This is a genomic window from Corallococcus silvisoli (assembly GCF_009909145.1).
GTDB lineage: Bacteria > Myxococcota > Myxococcia > Myxococcales > Myxococcaceae > Corallococcus > Corallococcus silvisoli.
Genome location: NZ_JAAAPJ010000012.1, coordinates 187,304 through 212,305, shown reverse-complemented (window position 1 = coordinate 212,305; position 25,002 = coordinate 187,304). Strand labels below are relative to the sequence as shown.

Genomic DNA, 25,002 nt, shown 5'->3' with positions numbered 1-25,002 from the left:
GGAACAATCCGCGCCCCGATGGAGCCCCCCGCACCGCTGGCGCGCGCTGAACCACGAGTCCCGGGTCCGCGCGCGGCCTGGGCCGTGGTGGGCGGGGCGCTCGGGCTGACGTGCCTGTTCTTCTACCGGGCGGTGTTCAGCGCGCAGGTCTTCACCGGACGCGACATGCTGCTCGTCTACGCGCCCCTGCGCCGCTACTGGGCGGAGCGCGTGGCGGCGGGCGGCTTTCCGAGCTGGTATCCCTTCGACGGACTGGGGCAGTCGTTCCCGGGGATGATGCTCTCCGCAGCGTTCCATCCCTCCCAGTGGGCGGGGCTGGTGCTGTCCACCGGCATGGCGATGAAGCTCTCCGTGCTGCTGTGCCCACCGCTGGCGCTGCTGGGCACGTACGCGCTGCTGCGCCTGTACGCGGTGCCCCGGGCGGGCGCGTTCTTCGCGGGAGTGGCGTTCGCGTACAGCGGCTACCTCGTGTCGCTCACCAGCAGCCTCGCGTACCTGATGGCGGGGGCCACCCTGCCCTTCGCGCTCTGGGCCGCCGTGCGCTTCCTTCGGGAGGCCACACCCGCTCGCGGGGCCATCGCCGCGCTCGGGCTCGCGGGCGTGCTGCTGGCCGGTGACACCTGGGCCTATGCCTTCGCGAACGCGTTCGTGCTGCTGCTCGCGCTGACGGAGACCGGGGCCCGGGCGGTCCTCCTGCGGCGGGCGCTGGGACTCGTGGCGCTGGGTATTGGCATGTCCGCGCCCCAGCTGTTCGCAGGCGTGGCGGTGTTCGCGCGGGGCGCTCCCGGCGCGAGCTCCGTCGAGGACGCGCAGCGCTGGTCGGTGGAGCCCTGGCGCCTCGCGGAGTTCCTGCTGGGGCCATTCCTCGCGAACCCCACCGTGGAGCGCGCGGCGCCGGAGGAGCTCGTCAAGTCGCTGCTGCGAACGGGCGGGTTCTCCACGCTGTGGTCGGAGTCGCTGTTCATCGGCGTCCCCGTGATGGTGCTCGCGGTGGCGGGCCTTCGCTTCATCCCCTTCCGCCGGTGGGCCCCGTTCGGCGCGGCGTGGAGCGCGGTGCTCACGCTGGCGCTCGGATCCGCGCTTCCCGTCTACGCGCTGCTCTACCGCGTGCTGCCGCTGTGGCGGCCGTTCCGCTATCCGGAGAAGCTCGTCGTGCACCTGACGCTGGGGCTGGCGCTGCTCGCGGGCTTCGGATGGAAGGCCGTGGTGGAGGCTCCGGAGCGCCAGCGTTGGACCGCTCGCGCGGCCGGGGCCCTCGCCGGGGTCCTCGCCCTCGTGGCCCTGGTGGAGCGCACGGCGGGCGCGTGGTCCCACCTGTTCGTGCTCGAGCGCTGGCCCCAGGTTCCGGCGGAGACGCTGGCCGCGCTCTCCCAGGCGTTCAGCACCGCGGGCTTCATCGCGGCGGGCATCGCGCTGGCTTGCGCGTGCGCCCTGCCAGGGCTCGCGGACTCATGGCCTCGCATGGCCGTGCTGCTCGCGCTCCAGGTGGGCACGTCCTTCACCGCGAATGAACCGCTCATCCTCCTCGGCTCCGAGGAGCTGCTGGACAGCCCGCCGACCTTCATCGAGACCGTGCGGGCGTGGGCGGACCGGAATGGAGACCCCGTGCCCCGCGTGGCATCGCGCATCCAGCGCTACCGCCTGCCGCGCTTCGAAGGCTTCGAATACCAGGACAGCGTCGCGCTGATGTCGCGCGCCACGCTGGTGCCGGACAGCCCCGCGTTGTGGGGCATCGGCACCGCGGAGGCCTACCTGCCCGCGGCGAGCCCGCGCCTGCTGCGCCTCCAGGACACGGACCCCCGCCTCTTCACCGAGCTGCTGCCTTTCTACGGCGTTCGCTTCAGCGCCTACACGCCAGCGGACTACGACGCCCTGAAACACAAACCCGGACCAGTCGTGGCGCGCGACACCGTCTTCGAACTGCTGCTGGTGGAGCACCCGGAGGCCCGGCCACGCCTGTCGCTGGCGAGGCCCCGGTGCGTCGCGGACGCGGAGGCCGCGCTCGGACTGCTGCGCGATGCGTCCTTCCGCGCCAGCCCCGAGGCCGCGGTGGAATGCGGCGACATGCGCCTGCCCTCCTCCGGGACCGGGCCACTGAATGGCCGCCTCCGGGTCGAACGGGATGACCCCGAACACCTCGTCGTCGATGTCGACACGCCCGAGGACTCGGTGCTTGTCATCAACGACGCGTGGCAAGCCGGTTGGACGGCATGGCTCGATGGCGCCCCCACGCTGCTGCTCCCCGCGAACGTGGCGGTGCGCGCCGTGCCCGCGCCCCAGGGCTCCCACCGGGTCGAACTGCGCTACCGCGCGCCGGGCGTGCAGCCGGGCCTCTGGCTCTGCGCGGCGACGTGGCTCGGGCTGGTAATGGCCGAGGGCTGGCGCCGCCGTTCACCCCGAAAGTCCGGGGCACCCGCCGCTGACGGGCGCTGACCGCGCGCGTCAACGCCGCACGCCTCTGCCCGGAGGGTCGACCACTCAACGCTGCACGGTCGCGGTCTCGAAGCCTGGGGTTTTGAGCGTCCGCCCGAGTGCCTAGCTTGGTCGGTCATCCCCCACACCCTGGACTCTCTCCGTGGCGATTCTTCCTCGCACCGACGCCCATCCCGCCTCCTTCACGCGCCTCCCTGTGTTGCTCGGCGCGCTGCTGTTCCTGTCCACCCGCGCCGCCTGGGCGCAGCCCGCGCCGACGCCGCTGGAGGACAACCGCACCATCACGTTGGGCTACATCGACATCGCGTATGAGCTGGGCGGCATCATCGATCCCTCCCTGCTCCCCGGTGGCAGCAGCAGCGCGCGTCCCAACTGGTTCACCTTCGCGCCGCATGCCTCGCAGGCCGGTGGAAAGGGCATGTATGGCACGGCGCTCGCGCGGCATTTCCTGGCGGCGGCACGGCTGCAATCCTCGCTGTCACTGACGAACGCGCTGGACCGGCTGGGGCTGGACGGCGTGCCTCGGCAGCGGCTCCAGGAGCTGTCGCTCCAGCTCATCGCGCAGGGCCTGACGGTGGACGCGGCCACCGCGCTCAGCGTGATGACGAGCTCGCTCAACATCGAGGTGCTCGCGGATCCCCGCACCCTGCTGACCACCGCGGCGCGCATGGGCGCGCTGTACTGGAGCGCGCCCGGAAGCTCTCCGCTCGACAAGACGGAGGTCGTCGTCATCACGCTGGAGCGCACGCTGCACGAGGGCAACCTCGCCATCTTCAACGACATCGGCGGTTCGGCGCGGCTGTACCTGGACTGGCGCCGCGACGCCTCGGGCCCCATCACCCCCGAGCGAGTGCTCACTGAGTTCACCCTCGTGGATGCCTTCGCCGCGGAGGCCCGGCAGGCATACGACTTCGCCGTCGCGCACGCCGAGGACACGCCGCGCGCGACCCGCATGGACCTGCTCTTCCCCGGAATGCACTGGAAGAGCCTGCTGGTGGCGGCCTTCGCCGTTTACGAGGAGGCCCGCCTCGCGACCACGCCCGCGCGCCGCGACGCGCTCATCGCCATGGGCACGAACTTCGTCGCGTGGCGTGAACAGCGCGACCAGGCCCAGCCGGTCTTCACGCCCACGGGCTCGCCCACCGACGAGGTGTCCCGCGCGGGCGTGCTCCAGATGCTGACGCCGCTCCTGATGACGGACTTCGGCACGGTGCGTTGGACGTACGCGGACTACGCCAACTCGCAACCGGACCGAGACGGCAACCCGCTCACCCCCCGGCCGTGCGAGTACAGCTGGGCGGACTTCTGGGATCGCTGGAACGGCATCCTCTTCGCGTTCGACGCCGCCTATGCCCGGCCCACGGAGCTGTGGGTCATGCCCGAACCCCTCATGGATCCACTGGGCTGACACACGGCCGGTGCGCTCCGCGCGCTCGCTTGACGGGCGCGGGGGGCGTGCGGGAGCGTGCATCCCCGATGAGTCCCCTCCCCGGCGGTCCTTTCGAAACCGCTCGCCACGCGTCGAAGGACGAGCCGTCGTCGCCGGACGCGGCATCCGCGCGTGTGCAGAAGGACGCGACCCAGCCCCCGCTCCCGGCCGACGAGGCCGGCATGTCCGCGCAGACCCGCTTGCAGGTCCTGCGGGAGATGATGGCCGAGGCGTTCCTGGCGCTGGACGCGCAGGGAGTCGTCCATGAGCTCAACCACCGGGCCGCGTCCCTCCTGGGCCTGCCATACGGCCGCTGCGAGGGCATGACGCCATGGGCAGCGCAGCCGATGCTGGCGGGCACGTCGCTGCATGAGCGGCTCCTGGACGCGCTCACCACGCGCGAGCCGTCGCGGTTCCTGTCGGAGCTGCCCTCGGGGGTGTGGCTGGAGGTGTCGGTCCGGCCGGTGGGCGGCGAGACCTGGGTGCTGGCCACGGACATCACCCGCCGCCAGCGCGCGGAGAGCGAGGCCGCGCGCACCGACGAGCGCTTCCGCCAGTTGGGCGAGCGCTTCCAGGTGGCGCTCGAATCCGCGCAGATGGCCGTCTGGGAGACGAACCTCGTCACCGGGCAGGTGTTCCGCTCGGAGGGGCATGACCGGCTCTACGGCTACATGCAGCCCCTGGCGGAGTGGACGCACGAGCGGTTCCTGGCGTCGCTGCATCCGGACGACCGGCCCGCGGTGGAAGCGCAGGTGACGTCCATCTTCCACAACGACGTGCTGTCGTACGCCTCCACGTTCCGCACGCACTGGCCGGACGACACGTGGCACTGGCTGAACAGCCGTGCGCGCGTCATCCGCGACGCGAACGGAAAGGTGATGGTGGTGCGCGGGGCCATCCTGGACATCACCGCGCTGAAGGAGACGGAGGAGGCGTTGCAGGAGGCGGTGCGGACGCGCGACGACTTCCTGTCGGTGGCGAGCCACGAGCTGCGCACGCCGCTCACGTCGCTGCGGCTCCAGGTGGATCTCCTGCGGCGCATGTTCCAGAACCCCACGAGCGATCCGCTGGGCACCGCGAAGGCGACGACGCGGCTGGACGCGGCGGACCGGCAGCTCAAGCGGTTGGGGGCGCTGCTCGACAACCTGCTGGACGTCAGCCGGATCCGCACGGGCAAGCTGGACTTCGACCTGGCGCCAGGCGACCTGGCGACCGTGGCGGAGGACCTGGTGGCGCGCTTCGCGGACGAGGCGAAGCAGTCCGGGGTGGAGCTGGCCGCGCGGCTGGAAGCGCCGGCGCCGGGCCGGTTCGACCGGCTCCGGATGGAGCAGGTGGTGAGCAACCTCATCGCCAATGCGCTGCGCTACGGCCAGGGCTCGCCGGTGCAGGTGTCGCTGCGCCAGCAGGACGATCAACTGAGGCTGGAGGTGCGGGACGGAGGTCCAGGCGTCCCCGAGGTGGAGCGCGAGCGCATCTTCCAGCGCTTCGCCCAGGTCCAGGGCTCCGCGCGCACGGGGGGCCTGGGGTTGGGGCTCTACATCGTGCGGCAGATCCTGGAAGCGCACGGCGGACGTGTCTGGGTGGAGGACGCGCCCGGTGGCGGCGCGGCCTTCGTGGTGACGCTGCCCGCGGACGCGACGTAGGCAGGCCCTGCGACGGAACCGCGGCCCCTTCAGGGGCTGAGGTACACGGCGCCCTCGTCGAAGGGGCGCTTCACCTCGAAGGCATGAACGCCGGGAGAGGTGAGGTTCAGGGGGTAGCGGCGCACCGCCAGCCCCATCCGATCCTCGACCACGAACACGGTGTAGCGACCCAGCGGCAAGGAGCTGAAGTGGTTGTCGCGCATGCCGCTGTAGATGATCGAGTCATCGTCGTCCATTCGGCGCTCAGGCCTGCGCTCGGCGGACTCTGCTTCCGGATCAACGGCGTCGAGGACCAGCCTGTTCATCGCCTCCGCCGTCGACGGCACTGGAACGTCGCCTTGGACGAGGACGACCCGGCGCCATTCCCCTGCCTCAGGGAACGACACATGCACCGAAGCCGGCCCCGTGCGCGGCCGCAAGTGCACCGGGACCGTCTCCCCGGGACGCCCCTTGAATCGCAGCGGCCAGAAGCTCCTCCGCGGTGGCAATGGCCAATCCGCGCGACGTTCAGTCTGGGTGACCTTCACGACGCACTCGCATCCTCCGGGTGAGCTCAGGGAGAAGCGGCCTTCCGCATCGGACTCGTCACTCCCACCGAAACTGCCTTTACACCAGGACCTGAGGCGGACCCCTTCCAGGGGACGTCCCGTTTCGTCCGCGACCGTGCCCACGGCGGTGGTGTCTGGCACGAGTCGCAACGACACCGCGTCCTCTTCCACGCCCAATGGCCGTGACACCGTGCCACTGAGGTCGTTGCTGGCATGGAGGATCATCGACTCGCGGGGCACATGCTCCAGCACGAACCGGCCATCGGCATCCGCCATGGTGGTGATCGTGGATCCGGCAAGAAAGGCCTCCATGTCCCAGAGAGCAATCAGTGCCACGGGGATCAACGGCGTGGCGGTCTTTCCATCCTCTCGCACGATTCGGCCGCGCACCGTGCGGCCCTCATCCATGACGATATCCGGGAGCAAAGTGCGCTCCGCGCTGGGCGTCACCGTGATGTGCGTGGTCGCGAATCCCTCCGCCTTGAAGGGCAGCGTCCGAGGCCAGGTGCCCTCCAAGGCGATCTCGTAGCGTCCCTCCGGATTCTCGAAGGTTCGCCAGTCCACCGAGAACCGGCGAAGCGGCTTCCCGTCCGGCCCAACGACACGTCCCTCGACCGTGGGTCTGAAGTCGAAGCGCAGCGACGCATCCTTCGCGCCCGCGTCGAGCTCAACCTTCGCGTTGCCCGCGTTGACCTCCACGCGCAGCGGCCCCTCCAGCAGGTGCTCCAGCGCGAAACGCCCGTCCGCATCGGTCCTGCCCCAGGCCTCACTCGCGAAAGCGTCCTGCGTCGCATCGCCCGAGATGGCGCCGATCCCGACATCCGACAGCGGGCGACCATCGCCGCCAACGAGCCGGCCCCGCAGGGGCGCGCGCTCCGGCAGCCCCTTGAAGCCGATGTCCAGGTCGCGGGTCCGACCCACCTCCACCGTGACCTCGGAGTTGGTGGTCCATTTGGAGAACTCCCCCACCGGATGCACGAACGTCACCCGGTAGCGTCCTGCCTCGACGCCCCGGTACACCCGGGCATCCTTGTCGGAAGCATCGATCCACGCCCCCTGCTTCGACACCGGATCGAGTGCCTTGAGCTCCAGTTCGGGCGCCCGCTTCAGGGACCCATCCGGGAGCAAGCCACGCACCCGCAGCGTGCCCTGCTCGCGCAGCACCAGGGTCAGGTCGGCTGGTGGTGCGTCGAAGACGCGCCGCTCGTCGCTGTAGCCCCTGCGTCGGACGAGCAGCACACCCCGCCCGGGCCCCATGCCCTCGAACAGGAAGTGGCCGTCCGGATTGCCCACCACGTCCAGCCGAGGCGCCGTTTCGTCCGCCGGGATCCACGAGAGCGATACGTCCGGGATGGGCTTCCGGGCTCCATCCACCACGAGCCCCGCCACCGCCACCGCTGGCTGGAGCGTCATCGTCACCGTCTGCGGGTGCTCACTCCCATGCCGCACGTCCGGATCCACGAAAGCCTGGTAGCCCGAAGGCTGCGCGGTGAGGACATACCAACCCGAAGGCACTCGGAGCTGGCTCCGCCCGTGCGCGTCCGTCGTGCCCCACAGCCCCTCGGGGCGCTCCGCAACGGCCCTGCGAAGCTGGAAGCCGATGTCGGGCAGAGGCCGCCCGCCCGCGTCCTTCGCCAGCACCGTGAGCATCGCCGCCGTCGGGACCGGCTCGGCGCGTGTTGCTTCGGACCGCGGCACCTGCGTGGACGGGCCCGCGCACGCGAGCATCCCCATCACGAGCACGGCTTGGCTCCATCGCATGTGCCCCAGGCTAACAGTCGCCTGTGAGCGTCGTCAGCCAGCCCGTCAGCCGAACCGCGCGCGGAACGTGCTCAGGTTCGGCCCGTGCCCGCCCCGCTCGTACACGGCGAACACCACGCGGCTGAACGCCCCCGCCATCGTCGACAGGCCCCGCGCGAAGGCCTCCGCCGCGTCGCGCGGGTTGTTGCGGAACGCGCCGCATCCCCATGCCCCCAGGATGAGCGTCCGGTGCCCGTGGTGCGCCGCCACCTGCAACACCTTGAGCGCCCGCGCGATCAACACTTCACGCAGTTGGAGCCCCACCTCCGCGTCGTCCGCGGGCAGCTGCTTCGCGTTGGGCGCGGGCGCCGTGATCAGCGACACGTTGAAGGGCCGCTCCAATAAGTCGTAGTGCTCGTTGCGGAAGAAAGGCACGTCGGGCGAGTACAGCACGTGGTCCGTGTAGAGCGGCGAGCGCAGCTTGCGGTTCACGTCGTAGTACTCCGGAAACCGGAGCAGGCACGGGTACAGCGCCGAGCACCGCGCCAGGTCCTCCTCCTGCGCCTTCGCCCCCGTGAGGAAGCCACCGCCCGGGTTCACCGCCGACGCGAAGTTGAGCGCCACCACGTCCCGCACGCCCTCCAGCTCCACCAGCCGGCGCGCGGCCTCGCCCGTCTTCTCGGAGGTCACCTCGACCGTGAAGCCCGTCACGGGCTCCGGACGCTTGAGGTGTTCGAAGTCGCCCGGGCGCACCAGCACCGTGCCCTGGACCGCGTGCGCCACCGCGTCGCGCACGGACACCTCCCGTCCCGAAAGCGGCACGTAGGTGCCCTGCTCGAGGATGCGAAGGGTCTCGTCCGCGACGCGATTCAGCGACATGGCGTCACTCGCAGCCGATGCGCACGGGCGCCACCGCGAGGTCGTCGATCCACGTCTCCGACGCGGAGTCGCCGTGCGGATGCACGAAGCCGTAGCCCACCGCGAAGCTGGTGAACGGCCGCATGCCCACGTTCGGGAAGTCGAACGCCTGCGCGCCATCCACCCACACCTGCGCGTGGCCCGTGGTGGCCGTGGCACTGGCGCGCTGCACGCCCCACTCGATGCAGGTCCACTTGTTCGGCGACACCGTCACCTTCAGGTCGTCCTGGTAGTTCCACCCCGTGCCCTTGATGCCGCTCCAGTCATCCAGCGCGAAGCCGCCGTTGACCATGCCCTGCAATTCGATGCCGCCGAAGTCGCTCTCCTTGGGCGAGAAGAGGATGAAGTACGTCCCCATCACATCCTGGGGCGCGGCGCGGCTCAGGTAGACATACGCGCGCGTGTAGAGCGTCGTGCCGAAGGCCGGGATGTCCTTGCGCAGGTGCGCGATGGCCTGCGGATCCTGCTCCTTGCCCGTCGTCTCATCGTGCCCCGCCTCCGTCACCACGTGCACCGCGCCGCTGCCGGAGCGCGTGCGCGTGCCGTCGATGGTGATGGTCGCGTGGTGCTCCTCATCCGGGGTCTTCCAGCCGTTCTGCCCCTTGTCGAAGTTCTCGCAGATGATCGCGGAGGCCGGGCACTTGCCGTCGCCCGTTCCATTCGGACCGCCGTCGGTGCCCGCGTCCGTCCCGGAGGAGGTGCCCCCGTCCGGGTTGTTGTCCTTCGCGTCGTCGCCGCATGCCGACAGCGCGCCAAACGCGAGGGAAGCCATCATCAAGGCCAGTGCCGAAGTCGAACGCATGAGTCCTTCCGGAGGGAGCATCGTGTACCTCGCGCACCTGCCGCGAGGACGGGACGTGAAGGCAGTCCTAGCACGGCCCGCCGACCTACTTCGAATGGGGCCTGCCAGACCCCGGCCCTCGCGCCGGGGAGGGAAGACCGTGTCGCGCGGACAGCGGGACACCCCATGGGACCATACGGATGTCGTGCAGTGATGGATGCACGCGCGGCGCGGTCACAAGTGCTCACTACCAGCGGACTGCCCTGTCCGGCAGGTGCGTGTTGCCGTTCCGGTCCGTACTGCTTTCCATGTGAAGGCCTGTCGGCACGAACTTCACCCTGACGGGCAACACGGTGGCGGCGAGGGTGGGATTGGGTGCGTGGGTTTCTGGCATCGGGAGAGCGGGAGCATGGCAGAGGCCTTCCGAAGACTCGCGGTCGTCGAGCCTCCAGCCGACGACGCGCCTTCCAACCGGGACATGAGGCCCCCTCCCTCGCCACACCTGCCTCCCACCGGTTCGGTCGCGCTGGTCTTCACCGACATCCAGGGGTCCACCCGCCTGTGGGAGCGCTGCGGCCAGGGCATGCGCGACGCGCTGGAGCTGCATGATGGCGTGCTGCGCGCGCTGCTGCTGGGCACGGACGGCTACGAGGTGAAGTCGCAGGGCGACGCCTTCATGGTGGCGTTCGCGTCCCCCACGGAGGCGGTGCACTGGTGCCTCCGGGCCCAGGAGGCCCTGCTGCACGTGAGCTGGCCCAAGGCCTTGCTGGAGGAAGCGGACGCGGCGGAGGAGTACGCGGCCGAAGGGCTGGCCCACCGGGGGCTGCGCGTGCGCATGGGCGTGCACGTGGGGGAACCCGACTGCCGGATGGATCCCTCCACCCACCGGTTGGACTACCTGGGGCCTCCGGTGAACATCGCGGCGCGCGTGGCGGACGCGGGCCATGGCGGCCAGGTGCTGCTGAGCGGCGCGACGTGGGCTCGCGTCGCCCAGGAGCTGGCCGCGCTGGGGCTGCCCATCGCGCGCCAGCTGGGCGCCTTCCGCCTGCGCGGCGTGGGCGACAGCGTGACGCTGGTGGAGCTGTTGCCGGTGGCCTTGTCGCACCGCCGCTTCGGGCCTCTGCGCGCGCCACGGGAGCGGCCCGGCAACGTGCCGCTGCTGCGGCAGGACCTGGTGGGGCGCGCGGAGGAGCTGGACACCCTGCGCCAGTGGGTGTCGGAGGGCGCGCGGCTGCTCAGCATCCTGGGCCCGGGGGGCATGGGGAAGACGCGGCTGGCCACGCACTTCGGCGCGCTGGAGTCGGACGCGGGTCACTGGGAGGGCGGCGTCTGGCGGTGCGATCTGGAGGAGGCCCTGACGGCGGATGATCTCTGCCACGCGGTGGGGCGCGCCCTGGGCGTCCCGCTGGCGGCGGATGGCGACGGCAGCACGCCCGCGGAGCGGCTGGGCCGCGCGCTCGCGGGCTGCGGCGACGTGCTGGTCATCCTCGACAACGTGGAGCAGGTGGTGCGGCACGTGCCCGCGACGCTGGGCCGCTGGCGGGTGCTGGCGCCGCACGCGCGCTTCCTCGTCACCACGCGCGAGGCCCTGCGCCTGCCCGGAGAGCGCGTGCTGGATCTGGCCCCGCTGGGTCTGCCAGATCCCGAGGAGACGCGCTGGGACGTCATCCTGCGCTCGGACGCGGTGCGCCTGTTCGTGCAGCGGGCGCGGGAGACGCGCGGCGACTTCATCCTGGGCGACGAGGACGCCCCGCGCGTCGCGGACATCGTGCGGCAATTGGACGGCATCGCCCTGGCCATCGAGCTGGCCGCCGCGCGCGTGAGCGTGCTGGGAGTGGAGCAGCTGCGCGAGCGGCTGTCGAAGCGCTTCGACCTGCTGCGCGTCGGGCGGCGGGATGCACCCGCCCGGCAGGCGACGCTGCGGGGGGCCATCGACTGGTCGTGGAACCTGCTGGAGCCAGCGGAGCGCGCCGCGCTGGCGCAATGCTCGGTGTTCCGCGGCGGCTTCACGCTGGAGGCGGCCGAGGCGGTGTTGGTGCTGCCGGAGGGGTCACCGGACGTGCTGGAGGTGCTGCACTCCCTGCGCTCCCGTTCGCTCGTGTGCGCGCGAGAGGTGGGCTCGCCCGGCGGCTTCCTGCGCCTGGGGCTTTACGAGAGCATCCGCGAATACGCGGCGCTGCGCCTGATGGAACAGGGGGACGAGGTGGCCTGCGAGGCCCGCCATGCGGACACGTATCTCCAGGTCGCGCGGCGGCTGAGAGAGCGCGTCCAGAAGACAGGCGGTGCGACGGCGCTCCGCAGGTTGGCCCTGGAGCGGGAGAACCTGCTGGCCGCATGCGACAACGCGATGGCGGTGCGTCCCGCGTCCGCCGAGTCCCTGGGCCGCGCGCTGGAGACCCTGGTGGCGTTGGAGCCGGATGTGCGGACGCGCGGGCCCGCGGGTCTGCTGCTGGAGAGGCTGGAGCAGGCACTGGAGCTGTCTTCGCGCGTGGCGGTGGCGCCGCTGAAGCGCGCGGAGGCGCTCGCGGTCCTGGGCCGTGCGTACCTGGACGCGGGACAGGCGGACGCGGCCCGCCAGGCGCTGGAGCAGGTGCGCGGCATCTTCCATGTGCTGGGCGAGACCGCGCTGGAGAAGCGCGTGCTCGTGGATCTGTCCATCGTCGCCCGGCACGCCGGAGACGCGGCCGCCGCGTGGACGCTGATGCGCGACGCGCAGGCCCTGCCCTCCGGGAATGACCATTGGTTGGAGGCCTACGCGATGGGCAACCTGGGCCTCGTCGAACAGGTGCGGCGAGGACCGGAGGCAGCCATCCCGCACCTTCGCGCGGCGCTGGCCCTGTTCCGCGAGGTCGGGGACGTGACGTTCGAGGTGGGCTTCCTCACCAACTGCGCGGTCGCCATGGGTGAAGCAGGCGACAGCGGCGAAGCGGTGACGTTGTTGGGCGAGGCGCTGGCACGAGCGCTGAGCGTGGAGGACCGCGCGGGGCAGGCACTCGCGCGGCTCAACCTGGGGTGCTACCTGCTGGACGGGGGCGGCGTCATGGAGGCCTGCGAGCATCTGGAGGCCGCGGTGCGCCTGTCGCGGCTGCTGGGTCAACGCCTGATGGAGGGCACCGCCCTGGGAGAGTGGGGCCGGGCATCGCTTGCCCGGGGCCACTGGAAGCAGGCCCGCGCGGCGCTGGCGGAGGCGGTGGCCATCCTGGGCCGCGCGTCTCGCTGGCAGGCACTGCGCTTCATCGCGCACCTTGCCGCGTTGGATGCGGCGTGCGGCGAACTGACCGCGGCCCGCGAAGGGTTCTCGGCGCTGGATGGGGCTCCCGAGCTGCGCGACGACCCTGCCCTCTTCCAGCTCGTGGAGCTGCTGCGCGCCGCGCTCGACCTCGCCCACGCCGACACCTTGCCGGTGGGAAGCGCGGAAGGCCACGAAGCGCGCGGCTCCGCGCGCCGCCGCATCGAAGCAGCGCGACACGCCCCGAAGGAATCAGCCTCGTCGGACATCCGCGGCGCGCTGCGCTTCCTGGAGGCCCGTCCCGGGGTCGCGGAGTCCCACCCCGACGCCTGAGCCGAGCCGCGGGCCTACGGGGTCACGGTGGAGGTCGGCGCGGACTTGACGGGCACTACCGAAGGCTTCGCGAAGCGCCGGAAGAAGCTGTCGTCATTCCACTGGGGGCGGCCCGGCGCGTCCGCCACCGCGTTCGTCATGGCGGTCAGGAACTCGATGAACCGCGCGGCGCCTTCGTGATCCACGGGCTGCTGGGACAGGTCGTCCGACGGCGCGTGGTAGCGCTCCGTCAGCCACTGCTTGAGGACCTTCTGCTCCTGCGACCCCGGCGTGTAGCCAAACTTGAAGAACAGCGCGGGCACGCCCTCGCGGATGAACGAGTACTGGTCGCTGCGCACGAACAGGTTGCGGTCCGGCTCCGGATCCGGGAGCACCTGGACGCCCTGCTTCGCGGCCACCGCCGCCAGCGGCACCGACAGCGTGGACTCGTCCTTGCCGTGCGCCACCACGGAGGTGAAGGGCCAGTGGGGCATGAACATGTCCAGGTTGAAGTCCGCCACCATGGAGGTGATGGGCACGGGCGGCCGGGCCGCGAAGTACTTCGACCCGAGCAGCCCCTTCTCCTCCCCTGTCACCAGCGCGAACAGCACTGAACGCTTCGGCTTCGTCGGCTGGGCATGCAGCTGGCGCGCGACCTCCAGCACCGCCGCGACACCGGACGCGTTGTCCATGGCGCCGTTGTAGATGCGGTCGCCGTTCACCGGCTCTCCCACGCCCACGTGGTCCAGGTGCGCGCTGAGCACCACGTACTCCTTCGCGAGCACCGGATCCGCGCCCGGCATGACGCCCACCACGTTCATCGACTTCAGCGACTTCACCTCGAACGCCAGCTTCGCCTTCAGCCGGAAGGGCAGCTCGAACCTCGGCAGCGGCTGATCCGCGTCCGCCAACGCCACCAGCTCTTCGTAGCGGTGAGGCGCGCCCTCGAACAGCTTCTGCGACCGCGTCACGTTCATCACCGCCGCGACCTTCAGACCGCCGGTGTCATTGAGCGACGCCTCCGCGAACTGCATCGTCGGGCTCCTGACGGAGCCGACCAGCCGCTCCCACGGCAGCTCCTGGTGCTTGGGGTTCTGCAGGTAGACGTACCCCACGGCCCCCGCGCGCTTGAGGACCTTCACGCGCTCCGTCCACGAAGAGAAATGGGACTTCACCGGGCCCGGGATGTTCCCCGGTCCGCCCTGGAGCAGCACCACCACCTTGCCCTTCAGGTCCAGGCCCGCGAAGTCATCATGGCCCAGCTCGGGAATGGACAGGCCGTACCCCACGAACACCAGCGGCGCGTCCACGGCACCGGCCTCTCCCTGCCGCGAGGACAGGACGGCGTCCTCGCCCTGCACGAGCGGCTGCGTCTTGCCGTCCTTCACCAGCGCGATGCGCGACTTCGACTCGATGAGGCGGCGGGACTCCAGCGCCATGGGCTGGAGGAAGCCGGTCTTCATCACCGGCCGGACCCCCAGCGCGGCCAGCTCCTTGGACACATAGCCCGCGGCCAGCTCGTAGCCCTTGCTGCCCGTGTCCCGGCCCTCCATCGCGTCACTGGCCAGGACCTCGACGTGCTTCCACCACCGGTCCTCCCCGGAGGTGGGAGGCTCCGCGGCGAAGGCCCCAGAGGAGAAGAACAGCGCGAGCGCGGCGGCGGAGGTGACCCGGTTCATGCCCAGGAGCATCCAGGGCGGCGTGCCCCCGTGCAACCGCGATCAGGCCTGGACGCTCAAGCGCCGGCCGCGCAGCTCCGACAGTGTGCGTGCATCCAGCAGGACCGCGGACTTCTCCTGCGCGGACAGGGGCTCCACCGCGCCCGCCAGCAGCTTGCGCCGCGCGGACGCGAGGGCCACGGGCACACCGGCCGTCGGGTGCGCCTCCAGCAGGGCCAGATGCAGGGCGTGCGCGCGCGGATCCGTCAGCACGTGGTCCAGCGCATCGCCCACCGGCTCCAGCTCCTCCCCCGCGAGCTCCTGCGCGCGCACCAGCACCGTGGGGGGAGCCACCTCCTCCGGGATGAGGAACAGGCCCCGCCGCTGCGCCCACAGGCCCAGTGACGCACGGGCGGTGAACACGGAGATGGCCGGGGACAGCCACAGCCCCAGGATGACCGGCGACAACCACGTCAGCATCCCCGGCGCCACCGCGACCGCCAGCAGCGCGAGCACGACGCCGACCACCATGTGCCACTTGTGCCGCCGCAGGGCCTCCGACCAGGGCAGGTCGGTGTCCTCGCGCTGCTGGCTGGACCAGTTCACCTTGTAGCCAAGCAGCGTCCCGAACACGAAGTGCGACTGGAAGAGCATCATCACCGGCGCCATCAGCGTGGACACCACGCCCTCCAGCGCCACGCTCAGCACCAGCATGGCGCGGCCCCCCATCCGCGCCGCCTCCTCGCGGTCCGCGAGCACCAGCCCCAGGCCCATCAGGCGCGGAATCCACAGCATCGCCAGCGACACGAGCATCAGCCGCAGCGCGCCCACCGTGTCGAACGCGTCTCCCCCGGGCAGCGTGGACTGGAACCCCACCAGCGTCGCCGGCGAGAAGAACCACTCGTGCAGCGCGGCGAACAGGCCCGACACCAGGAAGATGAGCCACAGGGGCGATGCGACGTAGGACATCACCCCCATGAGGAAGTGCATCCGGCTCATCGGATGCAGGCCCCCCGCCATCACCAGGCCCAGGTGCTGGAGGTTGCCCTGGCACCAGCGGCGGTCGCGCTGCGCGTACGCCAACAGGTCCGGCGGCGGCTGCTCGTAGCTGCCGCCAATCTCCGGCACCAGCCACACCGTGTAGCCCGCCCGGCGCATCAGCGCCGCCTCCACGAAGTCATGGCTGAGGATGTGGCCGCCGAAGGGCTGCTGCCCCGGAAGCACCGGCAGGCCACAGTGCTCGATGAAGGGCGCCATGCGCAGGATGGCGTTGTGGCCCCAGTAGTTGGAGTCCCCCAGCTGCCACGACGCCGCGCCCGCGGCCACGATGGGCCCGTAGATGCGCCCCGCGAACTGCTGCAGGCGCGCGAACAGCGTGGAGCGACCCACGTTCTGCGGCGGCACCTGGAGGATGCCCGCCCCCGGGTTCAGCTCCATCAGCCGCGCCATCCGCACCACGCTGTCGCCCGCCATCAAGCTGTCGGCGTCCAGCACCAGCAGGAAGTCGTAGCGGCGGCCCCAGCGCTCGCAGAACTCGGCCAGGTTCCCGGCCTTCTTGGCGGTGTTGTCGGAGCGGCGGCGGTAGAAGATGCGGCCCTGCCCGCCCACCCGGCGGCACAGCTCCGACCACGCCAGCTCCTCCGCCACCCACGACTCCGCCCGGGTGGAGTCGCTGAGCACGTAGAAGTCGAACGCGTCCAACTGCCCCGTCGCGGCGATGGACTCGTACGTGGCCTGCACGTGCGCGAACACGGCGGCCGGATCCTCGTTGTAGACGGGCATCACCACGGCGGTGCGGCGCGTCAGCGGGACCGCGGCCTCCTCCTCCGTGGGCCAGAGCAGGCCCGGCACCCGCTGGTTCGACACCAGCTGCACGAAGCCCGCGATGCCGCTCCAGAACGACAGGGAGATCCACGCGAAGCACAGCGTGAACAGCCCCAGCACGAACAGCTCCGGCACCGTGGTCCCGTGGGCGGCCAGCAGCCGGTGCATCTCCACGGATGCGAACCCGGTGCTCAGGGCCGCGAGCCCCAGCACCATGACGCGGCGCGGACGGGCCAGCGCCGGAGTGTACGGTTGGGGGTTCATGCGGACTCCGGGCTCCCGTGCGGCGCTTGCGGTGTGGATGGCGCGCGCCTAGCGCGACGGCGACACGTCCGCCCGGCTGGCGGGGCGCAGCCAGCGGCGCACCATGTCCATGAAGGGATTGAGCACGAGCACCTGCTCCCGCATCTGGCAGGGCACTTCCGCCGGGGCCGACATGGGCACGGCTTCACACACCGCGCGGCGCCACGCCTCCGGCAGCGTGCTGGGCTCGCGCAGCAGCACGTCCGCGCCCCAGCGCGCACCGCCCACCAGGACGAAGGCGGCCCGGCCGCGCACCAGCAGCGCCGGCCCCACGTGCGAAGGCCCGAGCACCGCCGCCAGCCACCCCTCCACGCGCCAGCGCGCGAGCGCCAGCGCGGCCTCCGGAGACAGGGCCAGCTCCCGGGTTCCCAGGACCCAGCTCGCCAGCCGATCCAGGTCCCCTCGGCCGGTGAAACCAAAGTCCTGGAAGAAGCCCACCAGCGCGGCGCGCGTGTCCGCGCGGGCGTCCTGGGGCATCGCCGGAGCGAACGACATGAACGGGTGCGTGGTCACGGAATCCACAGGTAGCTCCAGGTCTCGGTGAGGGTCTCGGAACCGCGTTTCAGGAAGCAGCGCAGCTCGACGGGGGCGTCCCCGTCGGGCAGCAGCTCGAAGGCCGCGCGGTAGCCACCGGAGATCGCATGGACCTCCGCGCGCGGGTGCAGCACCTGGCCGCGTGAAGCGGTGACGACCGCCTCCACCGGACCGGTGCCCTCCCCGGCGTCCTTCGTGAAGTCGAGGACGAAGCGGCGCGCCCCCGGCTTGCTGCCCGCCGCGACACGCGTCGCCGCGACGGTGGAGCCCCCAGCCTTCGCGCCCTCGGGGGCGAAGCCCCAGGACAGCCGGTAGGCGAAGCGAAGCTGCGCGCCCGCCTGCACCGGCGCATCCGGCACCCAGAAGGCCACGATGTTGTCGTGGATCTCCTCGCGGGTCGGGATCTCCACGAGCCGCACGGAGCCGGCGCCCCAGTCACTCACCGGCTCCACCCAGGCGCCCGGCCGGCGCTCGTAGCGCGCCTCCAGGTCCTCGTAGCTGGTGAACGCCTGGTCGCGCTGCAGCAGGCCGAAGCCCGCCAGTCCGTCCGAGTGGAAGCTGCTGACCTGGAGCTGCTTCGGGTTCTTCAGGGGGCGCCACAGCTTCTCGCCGTTCTTCATCCAGACCGACAGGCCGTCGGAATCGTGGACCTCCGGGCGGAAGTCGTCGAAGTCGCCCCGGTCGTTCTCACCGAAGAGGAACATGCTGGTGAGCGGCGCCAGGCCCAACTGCCGCACCACCTTGCGCGCGAACACCGTCGCGTCCACGTCCATCACCGTGCGCTCACCCGGGTGGATGGCGAAGCGGAACGCGCCCGTCACGCTGGGGCTGTCCATCAGCGCGTGCACCACCACCGCGTCCGAGCCCGCGGCCGGCGTCTCCAGCCAGAACTCGCGGAACGTGGGGAACTCCTCGCCCCCCGGCAGCGCCGTGTCGATGGCGAGCCCGCGCGCGGACAGACCATAGAGGTTGCCCTTGCCGAGCGCGCGGAAGTAGCTGGCGCCCAGGAAGGCCACCAGCTCGTCGTAGTAGTCCTTCGTGTTCAGCGGCGCGTTCAGCCGGAAGCCCGCGAAGCCGTTCACCTTGCCCTTGGGCGGCGTGCCCACCAGGGGCCCATAGGTGAACTGCTCCGTGGAGAAGGGCACCGGGCGCGCCCTGCCGCCCTCCACCAGGTTCACGACCACGGGACGCGTGTAATAGAAGCCCGGGTGGAAGAACTGCGCCCGGAAGGGCAGCCCCTCTTCACGCCACAGCGACGCCGAGTCACGGAAGCGGATGTCCCGGAACTGATCGTACGTGAGCTTCTCGAAGGAGGGCGGCACCCCGATGGGGGGCTCCTGGTACGGCTTCGCGGCCAGCGCGCGGGCCCGCTCCTGCACCGACTCCGTGGAGAACCCAGTCCCCCGGACCGCCCCCGCCTTGGGCTGGGCACACGCCAACGCCGCCACGCACAGCCCCAAGCCCCAGGCCAGCCCCACCGTCTGTCGCTGCCACCGCTTCAAATCCCGCTCCTCCCAGGGGCCCACCGCCCGCGCCATCACGGCGCGACGCGGCATGGGCTAGCAACGGGCATGCCAGCCAACGATGGGTGAGGAATTGCCCAATCAATCCCAGGACTTACCCACAGCCATTTAGTTTGAATCCAAATGATTCCGGTGACTTGGGAGGGCGTCCGAGAGAGGAGGCCACTGGCGCCCGGACTGGGGGGTTGGGGACGACGGGGGCAGGCGGCCTCCAGCCCTGTCCGAAATCTCCACAGCGGTGGGGAGCAGCCGGGCGGGGAGGATTTCCCGGGACATTGCCCCCCGTTGCAGGCAGTGTGGCCGGGCCCTGGGCGGCACCGGGAATCCTTCCGGAAGCCCAGGGGTTCCAGGACGTTTCCAGGTGCCTCGGGCCGCAATTTGGCCTGACCGCGTACCGCAAGGCGCCCCCGCAATACCGCGGGAGGGCGCGCTGCGCGGTCGGTCCCCCGCCGGAGGGGGAGTGCGCCCACCCTTCATCGCGGGATTTCATGACTTTCGACGAACTGCAGTTGACCGATTCCCTTCTCAAGGCCGTGAAGGCCGAGGGCTACACCACGCCGACGCCCATCCAGGTGAAAGCGATTCCCCACGCACTGGCGGGCAAGGATGTGTTGGGCGTGGCCCAGACGGGCACGGGCAAGACGGCGGCGTTCGCGCTGCCCATCCTCCAGCGCCTGTCGGCGAAGGCGCCCGCGGGCGGCGCGCGGCCGGTGCGCTGCCTGGTGCTGACGCCCACGCGCGAGCTGGCCAGCCAGGTGAGTGACAGCTTCGGGACCTACGGCAAGCACCTGCCGCTGCGCCACGCGGTGGTGTTCGGCGGCGTGGGCCAGAATCCGCAGGTCCAGGCGCTGCGCCAGGGCGTGGACATCCTGGTGGCGACGCCGGGGCGCCTGCTGGATCTCATTGATCAGGGCCACGTGACGTTGCGCGCGCTGGAAGTGTTCGTGCTCGACGAGGCGGACCGCATGCTGGACATGGGGTTCATCCACGACGTGCGGCGGGTCATCAAGGTGCTGCCGTCGGTGCGCCAGACGCTGTTCTTCAGCGCGACGCTGCCGCCGGACATCGTGGACCTGGCGCGCAACATCCTGAAGGAGCCGGTGCGCGTGGAGGTGACGCCCGCGTCCAGCACCGCGGAGACGGTGAGCCAGCAGGTGTACTTCGTGGAGCGCGAGGAGAAGCGCGCGCTGCTCACGCACCTGCTCCAGGACGCGAAGGCGATTCCGCGCGCGCTCGTCTTCACCCGCACGAAGCACGGCGCCAACCGCGTGGCCAAGCAGCTCACGGCGGCGGGCGTGCGCGCGGACGCGATCCACGGCAACAAGAGCCAGAACGCCCGCGAGCGCGCGCTGGATGAGTTCCGCGCCGGCACGCTCCGGGTGCTGGTCGCCACGGACATCGCGGCGCGCGGCATCGACATCGACGGGCTGTCGCACGTGTTCAACTACGACCTGCCCAACGTGCCGGAGCAGTACGTGCACCGCATCGGCCGCACCGGTCGCGCGGGCGCCAGCGGACAGGCCGTGTCCTTCTGCGACTCCGAGGAGCGCGCGTACCTGCGCGACATCGAGCGCACCATCCGCCGCAGCGTGCCGGTGGCGGACGCGGGCTTCCGCTCGCAGCTGCCCCCTCCCCTGCCCGGGGATGTGGAGGACACCCGTCCCCCGCTGGCCGGCAACCGGGGCGGACGGGGCTCCGCGCGTGGCAACGGCGGGGGTGGCGGCGGGGGTCAGCGTCGCGGTGGCCGAGGCGGCCGCAATGGCGGGGGTGGCGGGGGGCAAGGCCGTTCGAGCGGTGGCCAGTCGCGTCAGGCCAGCGGCGGCAATGCCCAGGCGCCTCGCACGGGTGGCCAGGGCCGTCCGCAGGTGGCGCGTCCGGCGGCTCCGGCCGCGGGGCCGGGTTCGCCTCCGCCCCGTCGCACGATGTCCAAGTGGGGCTGAGCCTGCTCGGCTCCTCGAGGTAGGGATGCGGCCCCATGAGGCCGCTCCTTTCCGGGTGGGCTGGGAAGGATGGAGTTCATGACGCCCGGGTCCTCCCACGAGGGTCCGGGCGTTCGACTGTCCAGGGGGTCGCCCGCGGCGAGAGGCGCGCGCCCTGACGGATGGGGCGTGCTAGCGTGGCGCCCCGTTTCGCGGTGGTGCTTTCGCGCCCTTTGTCATCAGGACACGCCCTCTTCCATGACGCGCTCGGCTGACGGTGAGCTGAACATCGATTCGGTCCTCCGGAACACCTACAAAGTCGTCTCCGTGTTGGGTCGGGGCGGCATGGGGTCGGTGTTCCTGGCCCAGCACCTGCGGCTTCCGGGCAAGCAGGTGGCGGTGAAGGTGCTGCGCATCGGGGACCACGTGGGGCCGGACCTCCACGTGCGCTTCCGGCGCGAGGCGGAGATCGCCTCCCGGCTGGGGCACCCGAACATCGTGGAGGTGTTGGACTTCGACACGCTGGAGGACGGCAGTCCGTTCCTGGTGCTGGAGTACCTGCGCGGCGAGAGCCTCGCGGACCGGCTGCGGCGCGGGCGGCTGTCGTTGGAGGAGGTGTTCTCCTTCACGCGGCAGATGGGTTCGGCGCTCCAGACCGCGCATCGCGCTGGCGTCGTGCACCGCGATCTGAAGCCCGCGAACATCTTCCTGGTGCCCACCGACTCCGGCGGCGTGGTGGGCGAGCGCGTGAAGCTGCTCGACTTCGGCATCTCGAAGGTCATGTCCTCCGAGACGCTCCAGACGCAGGAGGCGGTGCTCATCGGCACGCCGCAGTACATGTCCCCGGAGCAGGCGCAGGGGCACAACCGGCGCATCGACGCGAGGACGGATCTGTTCGCGCTGGGCGGCATCGTGTTCGAGATGCTCTCCGGGATGACGCCCTTTGGTGGCGGGTCGCTGGCGCAGATCATCTACCGCGTGGTGCATGAGCCGCCGGTGTCGCTCTCCACGCTGATGCCGGACCTTCCGCCGAACGTCGCCCGGGCGGTGACGCGCGCGCTGGAGAAGAACCCGGATGATCGCCATCCGGACGTCGGGGCGTTCATCACGGAGCTCACGGGCGCGACGCTCCAGTCGCTGCCGGAGACAGAGGAACAGCTCGCGGCCCGGACGTTCTCGCGCTCGAAGCGTCCCTCCGGCGTCGCCCTGCCCTCGGTGGCCCCGGATGACGAGGACGCGATGGGCGCCACGATGGCGCCGGCGAACAAGGGGCCGGGGACGGGCCGCTTCGGTCCCGGCGCGGTCGCGGAGCCGGATGACATCGGCTTCGATGCGACGCTGGCGCCCCGTGGCAGCAGCACGACGCCGTTCGGTCAGCAGGCCCAGGCCGCGGGCGGCACGCTGGGGTTCGGCGCCACGCAGATGCCCGCGAGCGGAGTGGCACCAGGCGCCGTGGGAGCCTCGGGTGTGGCCCTGCCGGCGCAGCAGGCCTACGGCACGAGCCCGCAGGCCGCGTCAGGGAGCATCGGTGGGCAGCACGTCGCGCCAGGTCACGGCACGGGCCAGCACGTCGCTCCGGGCAGCCTCGGTGGGCAGCTGGCCCCAGGCTCCATCGCGGGCCAACAGCACGTCGCTCCAGGCAGCCTCGCGAGCCAGCACGTCGCTCCAGGCGGCCTCGGCGGGCAGCAGTTGCCCCCTGGATCCATCGCGGGCCAGCACGCCGCTCCGGGCAGCTTCGGCGGGCAGCATGCAGCCCCTGCCTCCTCCTCGGGCCAGCACATCGCTCCGGGCAGCCTCGGCGGGCAGCAGGCGGTTCCAGGCAGCCTCGCGGGTCCCGTCGGTCCCCACGGCCAGCCGCTCGCGCCCGTGAGCGTGGCGGGCGTGGTGGGAGCGCCCGGTCCGACGACGCTGCCCGTCGACGCTACCAGTGGCGGTAAACCAAAGTCACGAGTACTGCCGGTCGCGGGCGCCGCCGCGTTGATCCTCGGCGCCGTGGGGCTGGGTTGGTGGCTGCGGCCGGCGCCTGTCGTGGCGCCGCCGATTGTCGCGAGCACGCCGCCACAGCCCGTCGCGGTTCCGCCGCCCGCCGTGAACAACGTCCCGCCTCCCCTCCCCCCGCCGACCACGGCACCGCAGCCCCCGCCCCAGCCGCCCGTCGTGGCGCAGACCCCGCCCACCCCGACGGCCAAGGTGCCTTCTCAAGGCAAGCCGAAGGGAATCGATGCTCCCGCGGCGAAGCAGGGCCTGAGTGTCGATCCCCCGAACGAGGCCTCGCGCGTGGCCCTCGAGGGAGCGCGTGCGGCGATCGCGGAGAAGGACCTGTCCGCGGCGATCAACCGGGCCCAGCGCAGCTACACGGACGGCCCCAACCTCGCGGCCCGCCTGCTGCTGACGCAGATCCGCTGTATGCAGAAGGACCTGGGCGGGGCCCGCGCCGAGTGGAACCTGCTGCCCAAGAAGCTCCGGCAGAAGGCAGAGCAGGAGTGCCGGAAGTACGAAGTCGACCTGAGCATGGAGCCTTGATCCGGCCCTGGCCGTGCGCGGGAACACCGCCGCGGCCGAGTCCCCCGGCAAGGGGAAGGAAGCGCGCGTGAGAGTCGTCGTCGCAGTGGCCGTGCTGGCCGCCGTCCTGGGCCCCCTCCCCGTCCTGGCCGCGGCCCCCGTCGAGCCCGGCAAGGTGTTCGTGGGTCCGCAGGGAGAACAGGTCGCCGTCGTACCGCTCGCGCCCCGCGAGGAGAAGAAGTTCATCCTGCGCATCCAGGGCACCGGCTCCGTGCTGGACACCCTGGTGCTCCCCTACACCCTGAAGGACTGGAGCAGCCTCAGCACCCAGCGGCATAGCTACACCACCCAGTGGCACGGGAAGGACTACTCGCCGCTGATCATCGTGGGCACGCGCGCGGAGCTGCACTTCCCCGGAGGCCCCGGCAACGGCGTCGCGGTCCAGTACGACGAAGCACGCTCCCAGAAACTCAAGCCGGAGGAGGTCTACGCGCAGCACCAGCAACAGACCCAGAGCGGACAGCTGGCGAAGCTGATGGCCTTCGACCGAAAGGCCGAGGAATCCGTCCACGACACCGCCTACGCCGAAGTGCTCCAGGCGATGAACACCTCCTGCGGGACCTCCGTGGCGGGCGCCATCGACTGGGCCACCATCAGCGAACCCGTGCTCAAGGCCCAGGACATCGCCCGCTTCTGCGCCTTCCCCCTCAACGCGCTGAAGGCGATGTGCGAGGTGTCGGAGGAGGCCCGCGGCGCGGTGAAGGCCCGCCTCCAGCATCTGGACTGCCGCTTTGGCGCCGCGTTGGAGCCCGCCCTGCAAGGCGATCGCTTCGTGTGGACCACGTCTCCGGAGGTCTCCAATCAGCAGAAGGCCGCCACCCGCTACTTCAAGAAGCAGCTCCCCGTGGCCGCGCTCCTCGTCGCAAGCCCCGCCACCGCCGTCGAACCGTCGTGGGGCAAGGCGGAGAACCTGGGGCAGCGGATGCTCCTGGAGGCCACCCCTGTCTGCACCGACGGCAAGGGGCACTACGTCGCCGCGGTGCCCTACGAGGAGACGGACGGCCTGGAGGACCGGCTCTACTACGGCGACGGGAAGGCGTTCTTCGAGGTGCCCCGTCCCCGCGGCGGCAACCTGTCCGCCATGACCTTCATGGATCCGCGCTTCTTCAATCCCAAGGGCAGCCCCGACTACGACGGGCTCGATCTGCGAGTGCACTCGGCGCTGAGCGTGGACCCCCAGGAGCGCACCTGTTCGCTGCGCTGCGGTGAGCGCAAGGTGTCCCTGGAGATGATCCCCGGCACGGAGGCGCGCGAGTTGCTGCGCAAGGCCACCTACGCCCCCAACCCGCAGAAGTTCGTCCCGCACGCGCTGCTGCGCGACTCCAAGGGCACGTACTACTACGTGGACAAGGGCTTCACGCCCTCGGAGGCGCGCAACTTCCGGGTGTTCATCGGGCCCCGGGGCGACCTGAAGCCGCAGAAGATGACCAACGTGGTGGCGGACTCCGAAGGCGAGATCTTCACCACGAAGAAGGGGCAGCTGCGGCTCGTCATCGACCGCGCGCAGACGCCCATGTGGATCGAAAACCCGCGCACGGAGGTCGAGCTGCGCAACGTCCCCGTGGGGCAGAACCTGCCGCTCATCTACAACGAGCTGGGGGTCTACACCGGTCTTCGGCTGGGCACGCCCTGCGACGACCAGTAGC

General features: G+C 71.1%; 14 protein-coding genes. 7 read left to right on the top strand and 7 right to left on the bottom strand.

Features of this window, described 5'->3' with window-relative positions; genetic code table 11:
* The first annotated feature begins 18 nt into the window (after positions 1 to 18).
* The 3 genes from GTY96_RS24230 (at position 19) to GTY96_RS24220 (ending at position 5,505) form a co-directional block, all read left to right on the top strand.
* On the top strand, positions 19 to 2,433 hold the full coding sequence (locus GTY96_RS24230; RefSeq protein WP_161665950.1) for a YfhO family protein: 2,415 nt from the start codon (positions 19 to 21) through the stop codon (positions 2,431 to 2,433).
* A 142-nt stretch (positions 2,434 to 2,575) separates the two neighbouring features.
* Positions 2,576 to 3,841 carry a hypothetical protein gene (locus GTY96_RS24225; protein WP_328700986.1) on the top strand — a complete coding sequence of 422 codons (1,266 nt, stop codon included), beginning with the start codon at positions 2,576 to 2,578 and terminating at the stop codon, positions 3,839 to 3,841.
* Positions 3,842 to 3,909: 68 nt separating this feature from the next.
* The gene (locus GTY96_RS24220; RefSeq protein ID WP_235685818.1) at positions 3,910 to 5,505 is read left to right on the top strand and encodes a sensor histidine kinase; all 1,596 of its coding nucleotides are present in this window, start codon (positions 3,910 to 3,912) and stop codon (positions 5,503 to 5,505) included.
* Positions 5,506 to 5,534: 29 nt separating this feature from the next.
* Here the strand turns inward: GTY96_RS24220 and GTY96_RS24215 are convergent, their stop codons facing one another.
* From GTY96_RS24215 to GTY96_RS24205, 3 genes are read right to left on the bottom strand one after another with little or no spacing between them, the layout of a single operon-like run.
* Positions 5,535 to 7,814: a hypothetical protein gene (locus GTY96_RS24215; RefSeq protein ID WP_161665949.1), complete on the bottom strand. Its 2,280-nt coding sequence runs from the start codon at positions 7,812 to 7,814 to the stop codon at positions 5,535 to 5,537.
* 45 nt (positions 7,815 to 7,859) lie between these two features.
* Positions 7,860 to 8,672 carry a TIGR02452 family protein gene (locus tag GTY96_RS24210; protein WP_161665948.1) on the bottom strand — a complete coding sequence of 271 codons (813 nt, stop codon included), beginning with the start codon at positions 8,670 to 8,672 and terminating at the stop codon, positions 7,860 to 7,862.
* Positions 8,673 to 8,676: 4 nt separating this feature from the next.
* Positions 8,677 to 9,513 (bottom strand): hypothetical protein, encoded by an 837-nt coding sequence (locus tag GTY96_RS24205; RefSeq protein ID WP_143905107.1) that lies wholly within the window; start codon positions 9,511 to 9,513, stop codon positions 8,677 to 8,679.
* A 388-nt stretch (positions 9,514 to 9,901) separates the two neighbouring features.
* Here GTY96_RS24205 and GTY96_RS24200 point away from each other — a divergent pair, with 388 nt between their 5' ends.
* Positions 9,902 to 13,054 carry an ATP-binding protein gene (locus GTY96_RS24200; protein WP_161665947.1) on the top strand — a complete coding sequence of 1,051 codons (3,153 nt, stop codon included), beginning with the start codon at positions 9,902 to 9,904 and terminating at the stop codon, positions 13,052 to 13,054.
* Between the two features lie 14 nt (positions 13,055 to 13,068).
* Here the strand turns inward: GTY96_RS24200 and GTY96_RS24195 are convergent, their stop codons facing one another.
* Genes GTY96_RS24195 through GTY96_RS24180 form a run of 4 tightly spaced genes read right to left on the bottom strand, consistent with a single transcriptional unit; the run spans position 13,069 to position 18,908 of the window.
* Positions 13,069 to 14,712: a M28 family metallopeptidase gene (locus tag GTY96_RS24195; RefSeq protein WP_161665946.1), complete on the bottom strand. Its 1,644-nt coding sequence runs from the start codon at positions 14,710 to 14,712 to the stop codon at positions 13,069 to 13,071.
* A 42-nt stretch (positions 14,713 to 14,754) separates the two neighbouring features.
* Complete coding sequence (gene mdoH, locus GTY96_RS24190; RefSeq protein ID WP_143905104.1) at positions 14,755 to 16,779, bottom strand: glucans biosynthesis glucosyltransferase MdoH; 2,025 nt, start codon at positions 16,777 to 16,779, stop codon at positions 14,755 to 14,757.
* Between the two features lie 48 nt (positions 16,780 to 16,827).
* The gene (locus tag GTY96_RS24185) at positions 16,828 to 17,340 is read right to left on the bottom strand and encodes a hypothetical protein (protein WP_161665945.1); all 513 of its coding nucleotides are present in this window, start codon (positions 17,338 to 17,340) and stop codon (positions 16,828 to 16,830) included.
* Positions 17,328 to 18,908, bottom strand: a complete 1,581-nt coding sequence (locus GTY96_RS24180) for a glucan biosynthesis protein (RefSeq protein ID WP_235685817.1) — start codon at positions 18,906 to 18,908, stop codon at positions 17,328 to 17,330. The genes GTY96_RS24185 and GTY96_RS24180 overlap by 13 nt, the downstream gene beginning before the upstream one ends.
* A 455-nt stretch (positions 18,909 to 19,363) precedes the next feature.
* Between GTY96_RS24180 and GTY96_RS24175 the strand changes: the two genes are divergently transcribed.
* From GTY96_RS24175 to GTY96_RS37800, 3 genes are all read left to right on the top strand, one after another.
* Complete coding sequence (locus tag GTY96_RS24175) at positions 19,364 to 20,815, top strand: DEAD/DEAH box helicase (RefSeq protein ID WP_143905102.1); 1,452 nt, start codon at positions 19,364 to 19,366, stop codon at positions 20,813 to 20,815.
* 237 nt (positions 20,816 to 21,052) lie between these two features.
* On the top strand, positions 21,053 to 23,317 hold the full coding sequence (locus tag GTY96_RS24170; protein WP_161665944.1) for a serine/threonine-protein kinase: 2,265 nt from the start codon (positions 21,053 to 21,055) through the stop codon (positions 23,315 to 23,317).
* Between the two features lie 67 nt (positions 23,318 to 23,384).
* The gene (locus GTY96_RS37800; RefSeq protein WP_235685816.1) at positions 23,385 to 25,001 is read left to right on the top strand and encodes a hypothetical protein; all 1,617 of its coding nucleotides are present in this window, start codon (positions 23,385 to 23,387) and stop codon (positions 24,999 to 25,001) included.
* The last annotated feature ends 1 nt before the right edge of the window (position 25,002 follow it).

What these genes read in the sequence shown, in the direction of transcription:
- GTY96_RS24230 (WP_161665950.1), top strand. Translation starts at nt 19, where the DNA reads ATGGAGCCCCCCGCACCGCTGGCGCGCGCTGAACCACGAGTCCCGGGT.
- GTY96_RS24220 (WP_235685818.1), top strand. Translation starts at nt 3,910, where the DNA reads ATGAGTCCCCTCCCCGGCGGTCCTTTCGAAACCGCTCGCCACGCGTCG.
- GTY96_RS24215 (WP_161665949.1), bottom strand. Translation starts at nt 7,814, where the DNA reads ATGCGATGGAGCCAAGCCGTGCTCGTGATGGGGATGCTCGCGTGCGCG.
- GTY96_RS24210 (WP_161665948.1), bottom strand. Translation starts at nt 8,672, where the DNA reads ATGTCGCTGAATCGCGTCGCGGACGAGACCCTTCGCATCCTCGAGCAG.
- GTY96_RS24205 (WP_143905107.1), bottom strand. Translation starts at nt 9,513, where the DNA reads ATGCGTTCGACTTCGGCACTGGCCTTGATGATGGCTTCCCTCGCGTTT.
- GTY96_RS24200 (WP_161665947.1), top strand. Translation starts at nt 9,902, where the DNA reads ATGGCAGAGGCCTTCCGAAGACTCGCGGTCGTCGAGCCTCCAGCCGAC.
- GTY96_RS24195 (WP_161665946.1), bottom strand. Translation starts at nt 14,712, where the DNA reads ATGAACCGGGTCACCTCCGCCGCCGCGCTCGCGCTGTTCTTCTCCTCT.
- mdoH (WP_143905104.1), bottom strand. Translation starts at nt 16,779, where the DNA reads ATGAACCCCCAACCGTACACTCCGGCGCTGGCCCGTCCGCGCCGCGTC.
- GTY96_RS24180 (WP_235685817.1), bottom strand. Translation starts at nt 18,908, where the DNA reads ATGCCGCGTCGCGCCGTGATGGCGCGGGCGGTGGGCCCCTGGGAGGAG.
- GTY96_RS24175 (WP_143905102.1), top strand. Translation starts at nt 19,364, where the DNA reads ATGACTTTCGACGAACTGCAGTTGACCGATTCCCTTCTCAAGGCCGTG.
- GTY96_RS24170 (WP_161665944.1), top strand. Translation starts at nt 21,053, where the DNA reads ATGACGCGCTCGGCTGACGGTGAGCTGAACATCGATTCGGTCCTCCGG.